We start from the raw sequence: 16,563 nt of genomic DNA, 5'->3' as shown, positions 1-16,563 counted from the left end.
ATTATCTCTTATCCCATACTTTCCATCGGGCCTTCCCTTCATTCCATAACTGATTCAACTGCTGCATATCCCTTTGGGTATCCATGCACTGCCAAAAATCTGTATGCTTGTATGTAAATAGCTGCCCATCTCGACTTAATTCTTCAAGAGGTTCACGTTCAAAGGTAGTCATATCTCCATTTTGTATATAATCAAAAACCCCGGGTTCACAGACAAAAAAACCACTATTAACCCAATTGCCATCGCCAACAGGCTTTTCTATGAATGATTTTACCTTTCCCGATTGATCAGAAGAGATCGACCCAAAACGTCCTTCTGGTTGCACTGAGGTTAATGTCGCCAGATGACCATGTGAACGGTGGAACTCAACAAGTGTTTGAAGATTCACATTGGCAACCCCATCACCATATGTCAGCATAAAAGTCTCATCGCCTATATAATCCCGTGCTCTCAGGATGCGCCCCCCCGTCATTGTGTTTAACCCGGTGTCAAGAAGGGTTACCACCCACGGTTCTGAATGGTTGGTATGAACTTTGATTGAGTTTGTGGCAATATCGATGGTAACATCACTCTGGTGGAGGAAATAGTTTGCAAAATATTCTTTTATAATATATCCCTTATAGCCAAGGAGTATGACAAAATCGTTGAAACCATAGTGTGAGTACAGCTTCATGATATGCCAGAGTATCGGGCGCCCACCGATCTCAAGCATCGGCTTTGGGATAGTGTGTGTTTCTTCGGCAAGCCGTGTGCCAAATCCACCGGCAAGGATGATGATTTTCATGAGGGATCACCCAAATACCATCCAGTGAGTTTCAACCAATGTTTGTTTTCTTGTCTTTCTTGAATCACGCTGCATCTACTCCAATCTAGATAATTAAACGACATTTGCAACCTTCTTTTCTCTACACATCAATATTGAAACCATCCTAAATCGGATTACTAATCAGTTAAATTCAATCCAATTATAACCATTAGAAAGGCAATTGATCGGTTGGGTGTTTATCATATACTTCATCCTAACAATCACCATACTTTGTAATTTTGATTTTTTGGAGAGTGATTTTTCTAAAATATACTACCAAGTATATTTTAATCCTAACTAAATAATTTAATAATGCAAATAGGCAAAATTTAATTTTTCTGGTAGGAGACATATCTCTCCGTCTAACTTGATAAAAGAAAAATTTCATTTCGTACCTCATTGGCTTAAAAATAACTATTGGTGCCAATAGGTACATTACGTAATATAATAAGTTTCCATGCTTTCGAGGATGATTAAATGCCATGAATTGATTATGATATAAAAATTCGATTATAAGATTATCAATTTGACTTAATTTACCTTTCCATCTATTGATTTTCCCAAATTCCGGATTAAAACCATTAATAAATTTAGGGGACATAATATCTCCCCACCACAATTTTCCATGATAACTTGATTCCAATAATATTTCTGGTAAAAATTGTATATTTACATCTTTACAAAAGCAGCTAAGTATCTTAGATGGCTCATGATGAAGATCCCTGAGAGAAAGGAAGATGACATCATCATATTTCTTAACATAATAAAAAATCGATGAATATGTGCTCAATGGGGCAATATGAGAGTCTGGTCGACAGTAACTAGCTGATCCAGGTTTTCTATGTTCAATATATGAAACTAATCCATCTCTGAGATCCCTTGTCATTATTATAATTTTAAAATTTGGGAAATCAGGCATATATCTTTCCCAGTTTTTAATATGATGAATATGATAAAAAATAATCTTCGCATTTTTAATATTCTGACCCAAGGTTAAAGCATATGCACCATGAACCGCTAAAAAGAAATTACGGAAGTTTACTTCTTTTCCTTCCATAAAACCCAGTGCATGTTGGCGGAATAACGGAATATCTACTTCAAAATGTTCATTTTTATTAACACCAAGTTTATTCCATCTCTCTGTAACTCTGAATCTTGAATCAAAAAGGGGCATATGATATGGGAAATATATAAATTCTTCAACTAGATCCTGTACATTATCTTTTGATACAGCAGAACCCCAAAACCCATGATATCTATAAAGGCAGGTTCCAGTTGTCTGAATAATTTCCGGATGACCATCAGTTAAGCTCTGGAAAAAATCAGATCCGGGTCGTGTATAATCTATACCAAGAACAACAATTTTCAGGTTTTCAAGGTGATGAAATAAATCATTATAATTAATACTCATTAACGCACCATTCATTTTTTATATGAACTACTCACACTACCGACTTGATGATAAAAAATGATAATAAATCCTTACCCCCATGAAAATCCGATCCTCCGGTCATCATCAACCCATACGTAAGTGCCAATCCCTTATAATACTCAACCTGCTCTTCTGTATGCTTTGCATAATACACCTCCACCCCATCCAACCCTAACCCGACATACCGCGCAATATCTTCTTCACCAAGCGTACTCCGATCACCAAGATAACCTGGATGCGCAAGAACAGCCACACCGCCAGCCTCATGAATCAGTGAGATGGCATCCGCGGGCGTTATCTTAAACCGCTCAATATATGCCCTTCCGCCGCTGCCGATGTACTCTGTTGTGAATGCTTCAGACTGCTCTTCAATATAGCCCATCTCCTGCATTACCCGCGCAATATGCGGTCTGCCGATAAATGTTGTTCCTGAAATCTCACGCACCCTTTCAACGGTAATCTCGATCCCAAGCTCATTGAGTTTCTCCACCATACGAACAGCCCGATTCTCCCGGGCATCAATCATCTTTTGGATGATGGCATTTAAACTGCAATTCGTGGGATCAATGAAATAACCCAGGATATGAATCTCCTTTTTGCCGTCTATTGTAGAGAGTTCGATTCCAGGGATCACCTCCAGATCAAACTCGCGGCCAGCTCGGCATGCCTCTTCGATGCCATCGATCGTATCATGATCGGTGATAGCAATGGTGGAGAGCCCTGCATCTTTTGCCGCGATAACTAGCTCACGGGGGGTGAGGGTGCCGTCGGAGGCGGTGGTGTGGAGGTGGAGATCGGCGTATTTTGGAGGAGGTCCATCTGTTTCAAGAGCAAGGATCTCCTGTTCTTTACCAAATATCCAGCGATCCAGCCGATTTTTCATACAATCCCCGCTGCTTTTAAAATACCATAAGCGATGTCTTCAGGGCTGGGTGCTGTTTCATCATTACAAATTGTATAATCAGAAGTTTTTGGAGGGGTGAAGGGAAGATCGATCCCAACAACATTTGTTTCTGTACCCGCTGCTGCCCGGCTGTAAAGACCCTTCGGATCTCTCTTTTTCAGAAGTTCAATTGGTGCATCAATAAAGACCTGATAGTACTTAGAAAACCGCTCCCGATTATTGATATAGATATCTTCAAAGTTACTGATGGTACAGCAGATCACATTAATATCCTGTTCATCCAGCCATAAACAGATCTCAGCATATTGCATGGCCAGATTTCTTCGCCCCTCCATTGTATAGTCACGGGGCTCGGTATCACAGCCAAGTATCCTCCGGACATCGTCCCCATCAACCATGACGGTATTTGGAGCATGAGGCTTCCAGAGCTTATACATCTCTCTTCCAATGGTTGTCTTCCCTGACCCGGACAACCCTACCAGCCATATGATCATATCAGAGAACCTCAACAAATCGTTTTGAACTATTTGGGAAAAACAAGCTCTCCTGCCCGAACCTTTCCTTCAGCAACTTCAAGATCAGATCCATCATCAACCTCGCACCATACCCCATCCCAGGGTACTCCCTGAATAGAATGTCCGTCCTGAATAAGGCGTGATAGTAGAGACGTCATATCCAGTTTGTTCTTCAACTCGACCTGATTATCAAGCAGTGTAGCAATCCACCGGTATGATTCAGGAGTGAACTTCAACAAACCCATGTATTGTCCATGGATATCATCAAATGAAACTCCTTTCCGCCCAATATCCAGAATATTTCCATTCTCATCAACAGAGAAACTCTCTGCATCAGAGAGCGGATCATCAAACCGCTCCTGCCAGAGTTCGCGCCACCGTGTATCATAGAGGATGGCAAGTGATCCATCCGCATTACTCAACTGAGTAATGGCATCTGCACCATACACGATATCAGAGTATGATATAATACACTCATCCTCAGCAAGCCATTCATGGGCACACATCAGGCTTGCTACCATGTGTGTCTGCGGCCAGTCGGGGTTATCACGCACCTCAAATGCTCCTTTTATCATCTCACCGCGATATCCTCTGACAACAAGAATATCATCGATGCCTGCATTATGCATCGCTCCCAGTTGCCACTCTAATAGCGGATGTCCGGATAGCTCCACCAGGCATTTCGGCCTGTCATCGGTTCTTCGGTCCAGTCGTGAACCGCGTCCTGCTGCAAGTATGATTCCACGCATTTTTATTCCTCTTATCTCGAAAAGAAAGTTCTAATTAGATATTCGTCAAAGTCTGACGCCGGATTCTCTCTCTCGGGATGCCACATGATACCAAGCAACGTCTTTTCGGCATTTATGACCCCCTCAACAAGTCCATCATCGGCAATGGCAAATGACTTTAACTCTCCTCTAAAATGATCGCCTGTACCCACACACTGCTCATGGAATGAGTTGACCGTCAATTCATCTTCATCCCATTGCAGAAAATTGTCTGTCAAATGTACCCTGTGGATTGTTGCAACATGGTTGTGAGGATTCTGGCAGGGGAGAGGACTCTGATTATAGTAATGGCAGATCATCTGCATCCCCCGGCAGACCCCAAGGACCGGCAATGTATTCCGGGTTGCATACTCCAGCATAGTCAATTCGGTTTCATCACGTATTGGAGCATCATGGATATTGTTCCCACCTGTCAGGATGAAACCATTCAAACCCCAGTACTCAATTAATTCACTAACATCCTTCCCAATATTGGGTACAGGAATCCAGTGGGCGTCCGGAAGTACACGCTTTAAAAAGACCGACCAGTCCTGTGCCAGGGCATCACGAGGCTCAACATATCCGGTCGCTTCCACAACCCGCATGGATAGACCCAGACGGAGATCCGTACTACCCCTCATAATACCCCAGAGGTCTGATTACCCTTGATTCACAATTCAGTACAATCTTCCGGCAGTTCCGTAACCTTTCAAAGAGATCCTCACCACAGCCGATGGCAGCAGGCAGCTGCAGTTCGGCACAACGGATCGCCATATGAGAGTTTGCCCCCCCATATTTAGTAATTAATCCTGCAATACCCTTTGAAAAGATCCAGTCAAAACCGGGGTCCGCATTGTCGATACAGATGATATAATCTTTCAATGAGCCTGAATTGAGCGTTGTTGCATCAAGGAACTTGCAAGGCCTCTCGATCTTCTTCTGTGTAATGAAGTTCGGCTCAGAGCGGTGGATAGGTACGACATGAATGTCCCGGACACCACGAATCAGATAGCTGAGTTTCAACAGTTTGGCAAAAGATTGTCCGATGCGTGCCTGATCTACTTTCTGCATCAGGACAGATGTCATTTCATCCCGCGTTGAGGTGTAGCAGCTGTCGATGATATCATCAATTGTGAGATAAGAAAGATCCTCTCTCCCGAGGGTATAGAACTCACCCCATGATGCAATCGCCTCAAGCGCTGCTGAAAGGTTGCGGGAGAAGACAAACTTCCCATACTCCCTCCCGCAAATTGCTGCCTGAGCATATGCAAAGAGTCCTTCTGCGTCTATGGAGCCAACGCCCGCCTTTTGCAAAAGAGTATTGATTGCCTGCTCTTCCTCATCTGTTAAAGTGAATGGACCCTGATGATCGGCTCTATCTGCTATGTTGCAGTTGTCAAAGAGATCGGGTCGATCCCGATAGCAGGGTGACATAATATCAAAAGTACCGGGACGCAGGTGACCGTAGCGCTCGTGAAATACAGCTTCATCGAGGCGGCCTTCACAAACCGCCTGCGTATCACGTGCAAGTTCACCCATAATAGTATTGAATGATGATTTGAACTCAGCGACCCTTTCCCTGGTGATCGCGCCACGTTGTATGGCAGAGCGAAGCAGCGTCTCAGCTATGAACCCGTGCCGGGCAATAATGGTAAACGGAATGGTGCCATACTGAATACAGTCTTCCAGAAGATCGGCAATAAACGCTGCCAGAGCAACAGGGCTCTCTGTCTTGATTTCAAGGGCACCATTGCTCTGTTCCTCTGCCAGGCTATCAATTCTGGAGAGTGCCTTTGGCAGGCTGCCAGCAGCGGTCATATCAAGAGCATTGTTCGTAAATTCCTGTAGGCAGGCTTTGAAGATACAAGTCTCCTCAGGAGTTAGAACGTCACCATATCGCTCAGCAAATACGGTATCAAATGTGAAGTCCAGCACTGTGTGGGCGACCTCAAACTCGACTTTATCATGGAGACTTGGGTTGGCCGAGAGTCTGGCAAGCCATGCATTGATCAGCTTCTCTCCAATCTCTTCAGGGATCCCTTTTGGGAGAAATGAGTTGAAACTGGCCCGGACATCAATATATGCCCGTCCGCCGATGAGCACCATCAACTCTGTACGGGGTATCTTATGGTAGCCAATCTGCGCCCGTGCAACACTCCAGGCATTCGAAGAGATCAGTTTTCGGAAGAGTGATGCGGCGAGGGGAGAAGGGATTGGACCGATCAGTTCTGCCGGATTCCAATCCGGCATATTGCCAAATATTGACGATGCCCCGAAAAGACCTTTTCTTCGTGCAGAGAGGTGCTCAATAAAACGTTCTACCTGAGGGATTACACGAGATACCCGGTGTTCTGTATCCGGATGCCAGCCTCCAACGGTGCTGATCCTCCGAACCTGTAATAGATACACGGAGCCATCATGATCAATAGCAAACTCAATATCAAGGGGGACCCACCCGCAGATCTCTTCAATTTCCTGAGCTAAAGCAAGCATCTTTCGGACACGGGGAGAATCGAAATATTCTTCCTTATATTTCCGGTACACCATCACCGTCTTGTGAACGCCGGTACCGCCTGTGATGGAATCGGTTCGGCCGGTCTCGTCATCATAGTTGAGCACATAATAGGGAGATCCATCATCAACGAAGCGGGTTAGGATGACACCACTGACGGCAATCCCTGTAACCATCTGTTGAACAAGAACCTGATCTGCTTCATCCTGTTCAGGATAAGAGGCGAATACCTTTTCAATCGCTTCACGAAGTTCTTTTGTATTGTCTGGATTAATATTGAGGATAGATTCAAATGCCCCGGCATTTGACAGACCGATTCCGTCTTCACAGGCTGCCGAGCTGCGTACTGCAACAAGATAAGGTTGGAATGATTTTGATATCTTTTCCAGCAGAGAAGCTGACTGAATTCTCCAGTCTTTTCGAGAGAAGAATGTGAAGGGCGGTATCGTACATGATAATGATAAATTATTGATTTGTGCAAGCGTCTCGGCTTTCGAGCCGAATTTGATTTTTTTCTGTGAATCAATAGAAATCATTCAGATCTCCTTCAATCACAATAATGAATATCATCATCTCATTCACACCCCACTTTCATACAACTCCCAGTACTTCCCCTTCCTCTCCAGCAACTCCTCATGTCCCCCGCTCTCAACGATCCTCCCCTTGCTCATCACATAGATCGTATCTGCCCTTCGGATCGTCGAGAGCCGGTGGGCGATGATAAAGGTGGTGATCGTCTCTGATATCTGGTTGATGGATGCCTGGACGATCGCCTCTGACTCGTTGTCCAGGTTGCTCGTCGCCTCGTCCAGCACCAAGATCTCGGGCTCGCGGACGAGGGCGCGGGCGATCGCGATCCGCTGCTTCTCGCCGCCGGAGAGCTTCAGCCCCTGGTCGCCGACGATTGCGTCATAGCCATCCGGGAGGGCGGCGATGAAGGTGTGGATGTTGGCACGCTCTGCAGCGGCGATAATCTGGTCATCCGGAGCTACAAAGTTCTGTAAACACATTCTTCCCTGACCTTTATATCATTCCGCAACATACCGGTCACATCAACAACGATCGGTTTGCCATTGCAGATCCCGCAGACCGTCTCCAGCGTCAGTTCTGAGAAAGACGCGTGTGGGGCATTGATCACAATGCAGTCAACCGGGCCACCAATCTCTCCAAGCGATGTCACAGGTCGCGCCCCAAAATACTCGATATCCTCTGCCCTGAGGAGGGGGTCGTACCCATAGACCTCGATCTCAAACTCTTTTAACTCCCGGATCATCTCCTCCACCGGGCTCTCACGAGTGTCAGGGACATTCTCCTTGTAGGTAAGGCCCATGATGAGGAGGCGGGAGCCTTTGATCACCCTGCCTGCCCGGTTCAGCTCCTTGATCGCCAGCTGGGCAACATGCCGGGGCATCGCGTCGTTGATCGCCCGGCCGGCCAGGATCACCTGCGGGTGGTAGCCGAGCTCTTCTGCCTTCATCACCAGATAGTAAGGGTCAACCGGGATGCAGTGGCCGCCGACGAGGCCCGGCCGGTAGCGGTGGAAGTTCCACTTGGTGGCAGCCGCCTCAAGGACTGCCCGGGTGTCGATACCCATCCTGCCGAAGATGATCGCAAGCTCGTTCATCAGAGCGATATTTAAGTCCCGCTGGACATTCTCGATCACTTTTGCCGCCTCAGCTGTCCGGATGTCAGGCGCAAGATGGACAGTTGTGATCATTCCATACAGGGCGGCGAGCCGGGCCGCGGTTGCCTCGTCCATGCCGGCGACGACTTTTGTGATCTTCTCGAGGGTATGGTCGTCGTCGCCCGGGTTGATCCGCTCAGGCGAGTAGCCGACGAAGAAGTCGCGGCCGCAGACAAGGCCTGATGCACGCTCAAGCGCCGGGACGAAGACCTCCTCGGTGAGGCCGGGGTAGACGGTTGATTCAAGAACAACGATCGCACCTGCTTTCATCTGCTTCCCCACCGTCTCCCCGGCAGAGACGATATACGAGATATCAGGATCCTTGGCCTTTGTGACCGGTGTCGGGACAGCAACGATGACAATATCTGCAGTTCCTATCGGCGTTGGATCAGTCGTCGCCTCGATTAGGTTGCCGGGGGTAGCGTTGATCGCGGCGATCTTCTTCGCATCGACGTCATAGCCGATCGTCTGGATCTTTTCAGCAAATGCACATGCGAGCGGGTAGCCGACATACCCGAGGCCGACGACGCAGACTGTGGGATCCGGATGTTCTGTTAAAACCATGTGCTGACAATGCACCTCTCTTCATACTATTCGTACAGAAAGCGATAAGTGCTTTGATAAGTGCTCTGGTAAGGGGCGGCTGAGAACAGCACCACAGTCCAATCCAGTTCAGCCACCAGAAAACTTCAGGAAGATAGCTCGTTCTTCTCGTTCTTCTCTTCCCTCTCCTGCCCAAGATACAACCGATAGTACTCTCCTCTCCGCCCCAGCAGCTCTTCATGGCTCCCGCTCTCCACTATCCTCCCCTCACTTAACACATAGATCACATCCGCATTCTGAATTGTTGAGAGCCGGTGGGCAATTGTGATCACCGTCATATTCTTTGAGAGCTGCTGGATTGCATCAACAATCCGCTTCTCAGAGATATTGTCAAGCGAACTTGTTGCCTCATCCAGGAGCAGGATCTCCGGGTTCCGAAGAATAATTCGTGCGATCGCAACCCGCTGCCGCTGGCCGCCTGAGAGCTTCATGCCCTGATCGCCAATGATGGTATCATAGCCATGATCGGTTGCCATGATGAATGAATGGGCATCCGCACGTTGTGCGGCAGCGATAATCTCTTCATCGGTGCAGTGGAGCCCAAACCGGATATTCTCTCCGATTGTATCGTGATAGATAAACGTCTCCTGGCCGATGTAGCCAAGAGCTCGCAGGTACTCTCTGGGATCATATTCATGTACATCTGTTCCATCGACTGCGATCACCCCCCTATCCGGCGTATACAGAAGGGCAAGGAGATTGGCAATCGTCGTCTTCCCAGATCCGGAATCCCCGACAATTGCAACTGTTGACTTCTTTTGTATCTCAAAGGAGACATCACGAATCGTATCCCGTGTTGCAGCAGGATAGCGGAAATAAACATTCTGAAACCGGATTGAGTCTCTGAATGCAAACGGCTTGCCCTGCCCCTCTTTCGCCCGCTTCTCCCGCTCACCGTCCTCACGGCTCAGTTCTGCATAGATGAGTTCAAGCGCCGGGAGATACTGTACCATTGACGTCAGATTGGTCTGCGCCTGGGTTGCTGCAGGAACAAGACGGTACAATGCAAGCATGAATGTCCCGAAAAGTCCGATGTACGAGAGGAAATCCCCGCCTGTCGACACATACAGCACAACCGCACCAAGCGCGATGATCGAGAACATGAGAAAGTCATTGATGATGGAGGGGAGTTTACCGAGTGCCTGAACAAAGGTATATGCCTTCTTGAGCTTGCGGACCGCAGCATCATACCTATCAGCCCAGAAGGAATGGGAGCCGGTGATGAAGATCGTCTTGATACCTGAGATGAACTCCTGGTAGGCAACCGACTTCTCCATAAGTGCTGCATTTAAAATCGAGCTGTTTCTGTATACACGGGTGAAGAGCTGCTGCCTGATAAGGATGGCATACACTGCACCCAGGATGAGAAGTGCTACCGTCAGCCAGAACGAGAGATACAAGATAAACAGCAGGTAGAGGAGGGCCATCAGTGAGTTCTTGATACATTCCATGAAGCTTTTAATAGCCTGTCCACCTTCTGTCACTGCCCCCTGCCCGATATACAGCAGATCCCCCTGCTTTTTTGCTGCAAAGTAGCTGTAATCATTTCCAATCAGGCGGGCAAAGATACGCCGATCGAGTGAATCACGGACTGTTGCAAAGACATATGCTCCGGCATATGCAACCACAGCATAAAAGCCGGCAATCACACCAGTTGTCAGAAGGAGCAGCAGTGCCGAGGCGAGGAACGGATGCACTGATGCAGGGAGGATCAGATCAAAAAATGTGTCAAGCAGCCGGTGCTGGTTATCAACATCAAGCCCGAAATTAATGATCGGATAGACAAGCGACACCCGGAAAACTTCCAGCCCCGCAAGTACTATCACCGCAAGAAGATACAGAGCAAGCAGCTTCTTGAAGGGGCCAAAGAGATAGTAGAGAATGGAGCTGGCGTTTCTGATGGTCGACACGGTTGATCCTCGTTGCTACCGAATTGTTTGATGGGCAGACGTATGTAGTATTCGATTATAAAGGTGGAGGGGGTCTGATCAATCATCCGGATCCGGGCATGGTGCACAACCTTTGACAGAACCATGGCTTCCATCTCAAAGACCTCGCTGCTTCTGTGATTCGCATATTCCCTTCTGGTGTGTTCCGGGTCTAACAGACTACCACGGAGCTATCTCACACACGCAAAGGAAATTGGCTGTGAGCTTTTGTGGGGTAGCTATCAAAAGATTATGCACGCAATCACTCACGCAATCCCTCGCCATGGTTGCCAGTCTATCAGAAGGTTATTTATTCACCAAATGCTAGAGAACCCAGGTGTAGAATTATGGATAAAATGAGAGAACGGGTTGGAGTGGATGGATTTGAATTTTATAATTTTTCTTGAACAGGATGAGGATGGATGGTATATCGCTACAGTTCCGCACTTCCGGGGTGCATCTCTCAAGGAAAAAATGAGGAGGAGGCAAAGAAGAATATTGCCGAAGCAATCGAACTTCATCTTCGTTCGCTTGCACAGGATGGTGTTCCACTCTATCAGAAAGAAGGACGAAAAGAGACATTTGTTGCCATCAACCTATGATATCTAAACTGCCAGTCCTTTCAGGGAAGGAGGTGGTAAAAGCGCTGAGGATAATGGTCAGGATGTAAAAATGTTGGTTGTACGGGAACAGTATACGCAAAATCGATCTTGTATACCTTCCCGTTATGGACTGGAACAATAGTCACTTCACGGATCTGGTTTGGCTGGATATGTGGCGGAATTTTGAAGGTCAGTTCTTTCCCGGTTAAACCATGCTGTTTTTTAAACATTCGTGCCATGCCGAGGGTGACATTGCCGTTTCGGATCGTGATATGTGACGCAGGAAAAGCCAGTTTGTACCGACCATCCTTCTCCAGATAGCGTGGAAGACGTGGTCGGTGTGGGAGTCCGCCGGAGTGGTAGATCCGCATGAGTGCAAAATACGAGCTGTACGCTTCTTCAACACTTCTGATGGTCTGCTGCGCAACATCACTATGGAGCAGCGGATAGTTCTCATTCTGGCGGGACCGGGCATAATTTGAGATATCTTTGTAGGGAAAGTCTTTCTTCCGGGTATAGGGGAGAAAGGAACCGACACAGGTGGTGACCTTTGATGCAATATCCGGCCGAATCGTCTGGAGAACCGAAATGTTTTCGCAATATTCAAAGTAATGCTGCCGGGTATTGTACAATGCAACATTGTACAGATTCTTTGCATGGTATGCGAGCGTGTCAATAATATAATGCTGTCGTTGGGACAGTCGCAGATAATTTGACACTGTTCGAATAGCCATTATATCGATTTGGGTTGTACCACACGTTATACGTTATGTTTCAATTTCGGGCGATTTCTCCCCGGCATGAATGCCGGAGTCTCCTCGCCCATTTAGATGATTCTGAAATGATCTGGCGAGCCATATTCATTCCGAAAACGAAAGAGACGTAAAACGACTTCACAAGCCCGATAAACGGGGGGGGGGAAAGAAGCATAGATCGGATTGTATGAGAAGATATCTGCATTATATCGTTTCCCAACTCTCACCTCCAAACGGCAAATCCCATCACTCAAGGTTTCTGTAGACGACCCTTCTTGGACCAACCTTAATCACAAATATGATCAACGCATTTCGTTTTATATCAAGAATAACCCTGTATTTGCCCACCCGGTATTTATACCAGGGTGATCCCGCCAACCGGTCAATGTGCGGAAAGGGATCGTCACGAATATCGTCGACACGCTCGATGATCCTTGCAGCGGTTTTTTTTGGTATTTTTTCAAGGTTTTTTCGGGATTTGTCGGTCCAGACAATTGCATATTCCATTCAATCAAGACCGAGTTTCTCTTTCAGCTGAGCAGTCGAATATACACGGCCCGCCTTGATATCCTCAAGCGCTTCCTCAATATCACAGATATCTTCTTCAGTAATTCCTTCTTCCTCATTTTCCGCTGCAAGCCGTGAGATTATCTCGTTATAAGACTCGCGGGGAAATCGTCTCAACGTATCAAGTCTTTGTTTCACACCGGGAGTAATTTTGATGGTGGTCACTTCTCCTGCCATATACTAAAGTATACCTGAAGGGATATAGGTATTCCGCTGAGCCTTGAGGAGGAGAATTGTCGTGATAATACAAATTCAGAGCCGCTTTTTTCTGCTCTTCAAGTGTGGTTGTCGATTCAGTTCTTCGCTCTGCCACCATGGTCAGATCATGGAGATCTTCCTGCAACTGCTCGTACGCTTCAAGAGGCTGGGTGACTGCAGTACGCTCCCCCCCGCTCATCAATAAGACTCTTCTCCAAATTTCTGATTCGCCCAGGTTTTCCTGATTCATGAGTAATTATTGGAAGGTATCGAGGTATCATCCTCACTTCAGATCTACAGATATCTCTCCTACCCGCGGGAAAATCGATCCCAATGCAACACCGAGATCATGAAAAGTGATTGAAGCACATGCGGCGCGGGTATCGGAGGCGGTGGGGAGGTTCAGAAATATGGAGAAGAACCCAAAAAAGATATGAGGAAACCCTCTTTTTAGATCCTCAATCCCTCAATCACCGCCTGGTATGGAACAGATACCTCCTGCCCGGTCTCAACAATCCGGTACGGTCCTGTTGCCACAACCACATCATCAGGCCCTGCCTCGGTTGGATACGGCAGTACAAATACCCCATCCCGGCTCTCCTGCCGATAGGTGAATGTGCGGCCGGTATTCGTCTCAACTGGCACCTCAATCATCCCTTCACCCTCGAGAACAGCACCAGGCACAACTTCAAAGACCTTCACGTACCTGATGTCGCCGCCGTCCCTGAGAACATTTGTCGGCGATTCATATACAAGCCGGATATTTGGGAGTGCGTCCAGCTCAGTAGAAGAGACAAACATCTCGGGGGAGAGGATCTCGGCTGTCTGGCCGGCAGGTGCCGTCTTCTCAAATTCAGCAATATATGCCCGCGCCTCATCAACCGATTCTGTCTCACCAACACCAATGATCACAGGTGTTGAGGTATCGGCAATGCCAAGCTCATTTGCTGGCGCGGACTGAACAACCAGTATCTGTTCTGGAACTACTGCAGATCCATCAAACGCATGGAGCCGCTGGATCATCGTCTGGAAATAACTCTCGCGCTGGAGCTGTACCTGTGAATATGAGCCCGCAGACTCCTCGTAGAGAACCCGCTTCTGGAAGTGGCCAGTCGCATTCACCGGATCGTGCCAGGTTGCCATTGCCCAGAACTTGCCGGTTGTCATCTCAATGTCGGTGATAATATACCTGACGCCAAGATCATCAAGCATTGCTGATGCAGCATCGACATCTGTCTCCATGAAGAAATGAGCAGACGTTCGTGCATTTTGCTGGAACGGATTTGCAACCGGTATTCTCTTTGAGACAAACGTTATCCAGTGGCCATAATCCCACCAGGAGAGAACCCCATATGCTTCTGGCGGATACTCAAAGACATCGCGTGCTTGTGGTGAATCATAGATCTCATAATAGTCCACACCAGGATCCGGCGAATTCTCTCCAAGCCATGTGAGTGCAACCAGCCAGTCTGAATTAATACCCTCCCTGACATTAGTGCCGATCGTATAATTCGCCGAGGCTCCGGAATGTACAAAGAGAAGGGCGATGAGTACTGTCACAACGAGCAGGCCTGATCGGAGCGGGCTTGCAGGCGGTTCTGCCGGGGCTTTTTTCCGCTCCTTTCTTTTCTGCTGATCCTTTTTCTGTTTTTGTCCCTTCTTTCCGGGCTTTTCCGGGATATCAGGAAGATCCTCCGGAGGCACGGCGTCATCCTTAGGCTTGAGGAATTTCGCAATGCCAGTGAGCCGGAGCAGATCCCGGCCGCCGATCTGCATGACAGCACCAACACATATCGCCGCCATCAGGGCAATATTTGCGGCCAGGTAGTATTCAAACCGGACCTGCCGCATGGTCATGAAGAGGATGAGCGCAAACCAGACGAGCGTGAAGAGGGCAGGTGCATCGTTTCTCTTCCATATCAGGTACAGGAGATACAAAACCCCCCCGGCAACGAGGATCCAGCCCCAGTTAAATACCGATACCGCGTTTGCAAACTGCCAGGGCATCGCCTCCTGGACAGTCAGCGTCGTTGCACCCATCCCGACAACACTGCTAAACCGCCCATACCAGGCACCAAATACTGTAGGAAGGGCAAGATTACCAACAATCCATGAGATCACACACAAACCCGCAAGGGACGCAGGGTAATAGTACCAGGGGCGATCTGCCAGATACCGAGAGATAGCATAGAGAAGGAGGGATCCAATAATAACAAATAAGGCGAGCAGAAGATTGCCAACGTTATAGCGGCCCAGCCCAAACCCGGTGTGAACCAGCCCAAAGGGGATAAGACCGATTATCACAACGAAAAATGTGACCGCATTTGTCACGACAAGATAATCCGTCTCTTGCTTTCTGATATGATCCACGATCATCTGGATAAGGGTATAGACGGCAACAAGAAGGAGGAAGACAAGCATTGTCCCCATGTTGTACATGCCAAGGAGAAACGCAAAGCCCGCAAGCGCAGGATAGATCAGTACCGGATTTTTCAGGCTCTCCAGATCTGTAAGGCGCACCCCGCTCTCCTTCAGCTTCATCATCGCGATGATAAAACACAAACAGAAGAGTGCCGAGAAGAGCGTCTCGGTGATATGATGATCGATAAACGAGTAGAGCGAACGATACGCATACTGCCCGGCAACAATCGAGATAAACCCGGCAGACACAAGCCCCGTCTTCCAGTCCACAAGCTTTGCGCCGAGCCCATACATCACCGGGACCATTGCAACCGCCATCAGGGGAGAGAGAAACGAAGCAACATACATCATCTCAGGCCGTGTTGATGCTCCCATCAGGAGAACGAGTACCGAAGCCATTAATGGATAAAGTGGGCCCCAATGAACTACCCGACCATCCGGGAAACCAGTCATCGGGTCAAACCACGAGTATGATGGAAAATGTGTCACGATCTGTTCAATCTGCCGGAGACTGAACCAGACATCCGGACAGCCAACAGCAATGAGGCTGGCCCAGTGCTCGGTAGCAATCTGGGAGACCGGGAGTGTCCGAAACCAGAATGTGAGGAGGGCAAACGCGACGAGACAGACGGCGATGAAAAGATATCGTACCGTCCGCTTTTGTATTTGAATATCTGACCCCTTAAGCATGTGATCATTCTATGCATTTGATCATAATAAAAATGGATCATGAAAGCACAGAAGCCATCGGAGCCATCAAAACAAACCCCATCCTGATTTGATGGGATGAAATTCAGGGTCATTTGTTTTGATGGCCTCATAACCTCAAACCCTTCCGAAGTCATTTATATATCCTCCCATAAAAATGTA

General features: G+C 47.7%; 15 protein-coding genes. 1 reads left to right on the top strand and 14 read right to left on the bottom strand.

Features of this window, described 5'->3' with window-relative positions; translation table 11 throughout:
• Position 1: 1 nt before the first annotated feature.
• From rfbF to ABCO64_RS05620, 10 genes are all read right to left on the bottom strand, one after another.
• Complete coding sequence (rfbF, locus tag ABCO64_RS05665) at positions 2-784, bottom strand: glucose-1-phosphate cytidylyltransferase (protein WP_343089261.1); 783 nt, start codon at positions 782-784, stop codon at positions 2-4.
• Between the two features lie 235 nt (positions 785-1,019).
• Positions 1,020-2,231 carry a hypothetical protein gene (locus tag ABCO64_RS05660; RefSeq protein ID WP_343089260.1) on the bottom strand — a complete coding sequence of 404 codons (1,212 nt, stop codon included), beginning with the start codon at positions 2,229-2,231 and terminating at the stop codon, positions 1,020-1,022.
• A gap of 16 nt (positions 2,232-2,247) precedes the next feature.
• Positions 2,248-3,120 carry a PHP domain-containing protein gene (locus ABCO64_RS05655; RefSeq protein WP_343089259.1) on the bottom strand — a complete coding sequence of 291 codons (873 nt, stop codon included), beginning with the start codon at positions 3,118-3,120 and terminating at the stop codon, positions 2,248-2,250.
• Positions 3,117-3,635 (bottom strand): adenylyl-sulfate kinase, encoded by a 519-nt coding sequence (locus ABCO64_RS05650; protein ID WP_343089258.1) that lies wholly within the window; start codon positions 3,633-3,635, stop codon positions 3,117-3,119. Before ABCO64_RS05650 ends, ABCO64_RS05655 begins: the two co-directional genes overlap by 4 nt.
• 29 nt (positions 3,636-3,664) lie before the next feature.
• Positions 3,665-4,405 (bottom strand): phosphocholine cytidylyltransferase family protein, encoded by a 741-nt coding sequence (locus tag ABCO64_RS05645; RefSeq protein WP_253489590.1) that lies wholly within the window; start codon positions 4,403-4,405, stop codon positions 3,665-3,667.
• Positions 4,406-4,416: 11 nt separating this feature from the next.
• Positions 4,417-5,064 (bottom strand): gamma-glutamyl-gamma-aminobutyrate hydrolase family protein, encoded by a 648-nt coding sequence (locus ABCO64_RS05640; RefSeq protein WP_343089257.1) that lies wholly within the window; start codon positions 5,062-5,064, stop codon positions 4,417-4,419.
• Positions 5,054-7,471 (bottom strand): PEP/pyruvate-binding domain-containing protein, encoded by a 2,418-nt coding sequence (locus ABCO64_RS05635; RefSeq protein ID WP_343089256.1) that lies wholly within the window; start codon positions 7,469-7,471, stop codon positions 5,054-5,056. Before ABCO64_RS05635 ends, ABCO64_RS05640 begins: the two co-directional genes overlap by 11 nt.
• A 42-nt stretch (positions 7,472-7,513) precedes the next feature.
• Complete coding sequence (locus ABCO64_RS05630) at positions 7,514-7,945, bottom strand: ATP-binding cassette domain-containing protein (RefSeq protein WP_343089255.1); 432 nt, start codon at positions 7,943-7,945, stop codon at positions 7,514-7,516.
• Complete coding sequence (locus tag ABCO64_RS05625) at positions 7,924-9,183, bottom strand: nucleotide sugar dehydrogenase (protein ID WP_343089254.1); 1,260 nt, start codon at positions 9,181-9,183, stop codon at positions 7,924-7,926. Before ABCO64_RS05625 ends, ABCO64_RS05630 begins: the two co-directional genes overlap by 22 nt.
• 125 nt (positions 9,184-9,308) lie before the next feature.
• Complete coding sequence (locus tag ABCO64_RS05620; RefSeq protein WP_343089253.1) at positions 9,309-11,132, bottom strand: ABC transporter ATP-binding protein; 1,824 nt, start codon at positions 11,130-11,132, stop codon at positions 9,309-9,311.
• 440 nt (positions 11,133-11,572) lie between these two features.
• Here ABCO64_RS05620 and ABCO64_RS05615 point away from each other — a divergent pair, with 440 nt between their 5' ends.
• A complete protein-coding gene (locus ABCO64_RS05615; RefSeq protein WP_253460895.1) occupies positions 11,573-11,752 on the top strand; it encodes a type II toxin-antitoxin system HicB family antitoxin in 180 nt (59 codons plus the stop codon).
• 20 nt (positions 11,753-11,772) lie between these two features.
• On the opposite strand, the gene ABCO64_RS05610 is transcribed toward ABCO64_RS05615, so the two are convergent.
• The 4 genes from ABCO64_RS05610 to ABCO64_RS05595 all read right to left on the bottom strand — a co-directional run bounded on the left by ABCO64_RS05610 (position 11,773) and on the right by ABCO64_RS05595 (position 16,383).
• Positions 11,773-12,486 (bottom strand): hypothetical protein, encoded by a 714-nt coding sequence (locus ABCO64_RS05610; protein ID WP_253460892.1) that lies wholly within the window; start codon positions 12,484-12,486, stop codon positions 11,773-11,775.
• Between the two features lie 267 nt (positions 12,487-12,753).
• Positions 12,754-13,014: a type II toxin-antitoxin system RelE family toxin gene (locus ABCO64_RS05605; RefSeq protein WP_253460889.1), complete on the bottom strand. Its 261-nt coding sequence runs from the start codon at positions 13,012-13,014 to the stop codon at positions 12,754-12,756.
• A complete protein-coding gene (locus tag ABCO64_RS05600; protein WP_253460886.1) occupies positions 13,015-13,251 on the bottom strand; it encodes a DUF7557 family protein in 237 nt (78 codons plus the stop codon).
• Positions 13,252-13,722: 471 nt separating this feature from the next.
• The gene (locus tag ABCO64_RS05595; RefSeq protein WP_292615874.1) at positions 13,723-16,383 is read right to left on the bottom strand and encodes an oligosaccharyl transferase, archaeosortase A system-associated; all 2,661 of its coding nucleotides are present in this window, start codon (positions 16,381-16,383) and stop codon (positions 13,723-13,725) included.
• Positions 16,384-16,563 lie beyond the last annotated feature (180 nt).

This window comes from Methanocalculus natronophilus (genome assembly GCF_038751955.1).
Lineage (GTDB): Archaea > Halobacteriota > Methanomicrobia > Methanomicrobiales > Methanocorpusculaceae > Methanocalculus > Methanocalculus natronophilus.
This window is presented reverse-complemented; position numbering and strand designations above follow the sequence as displayed.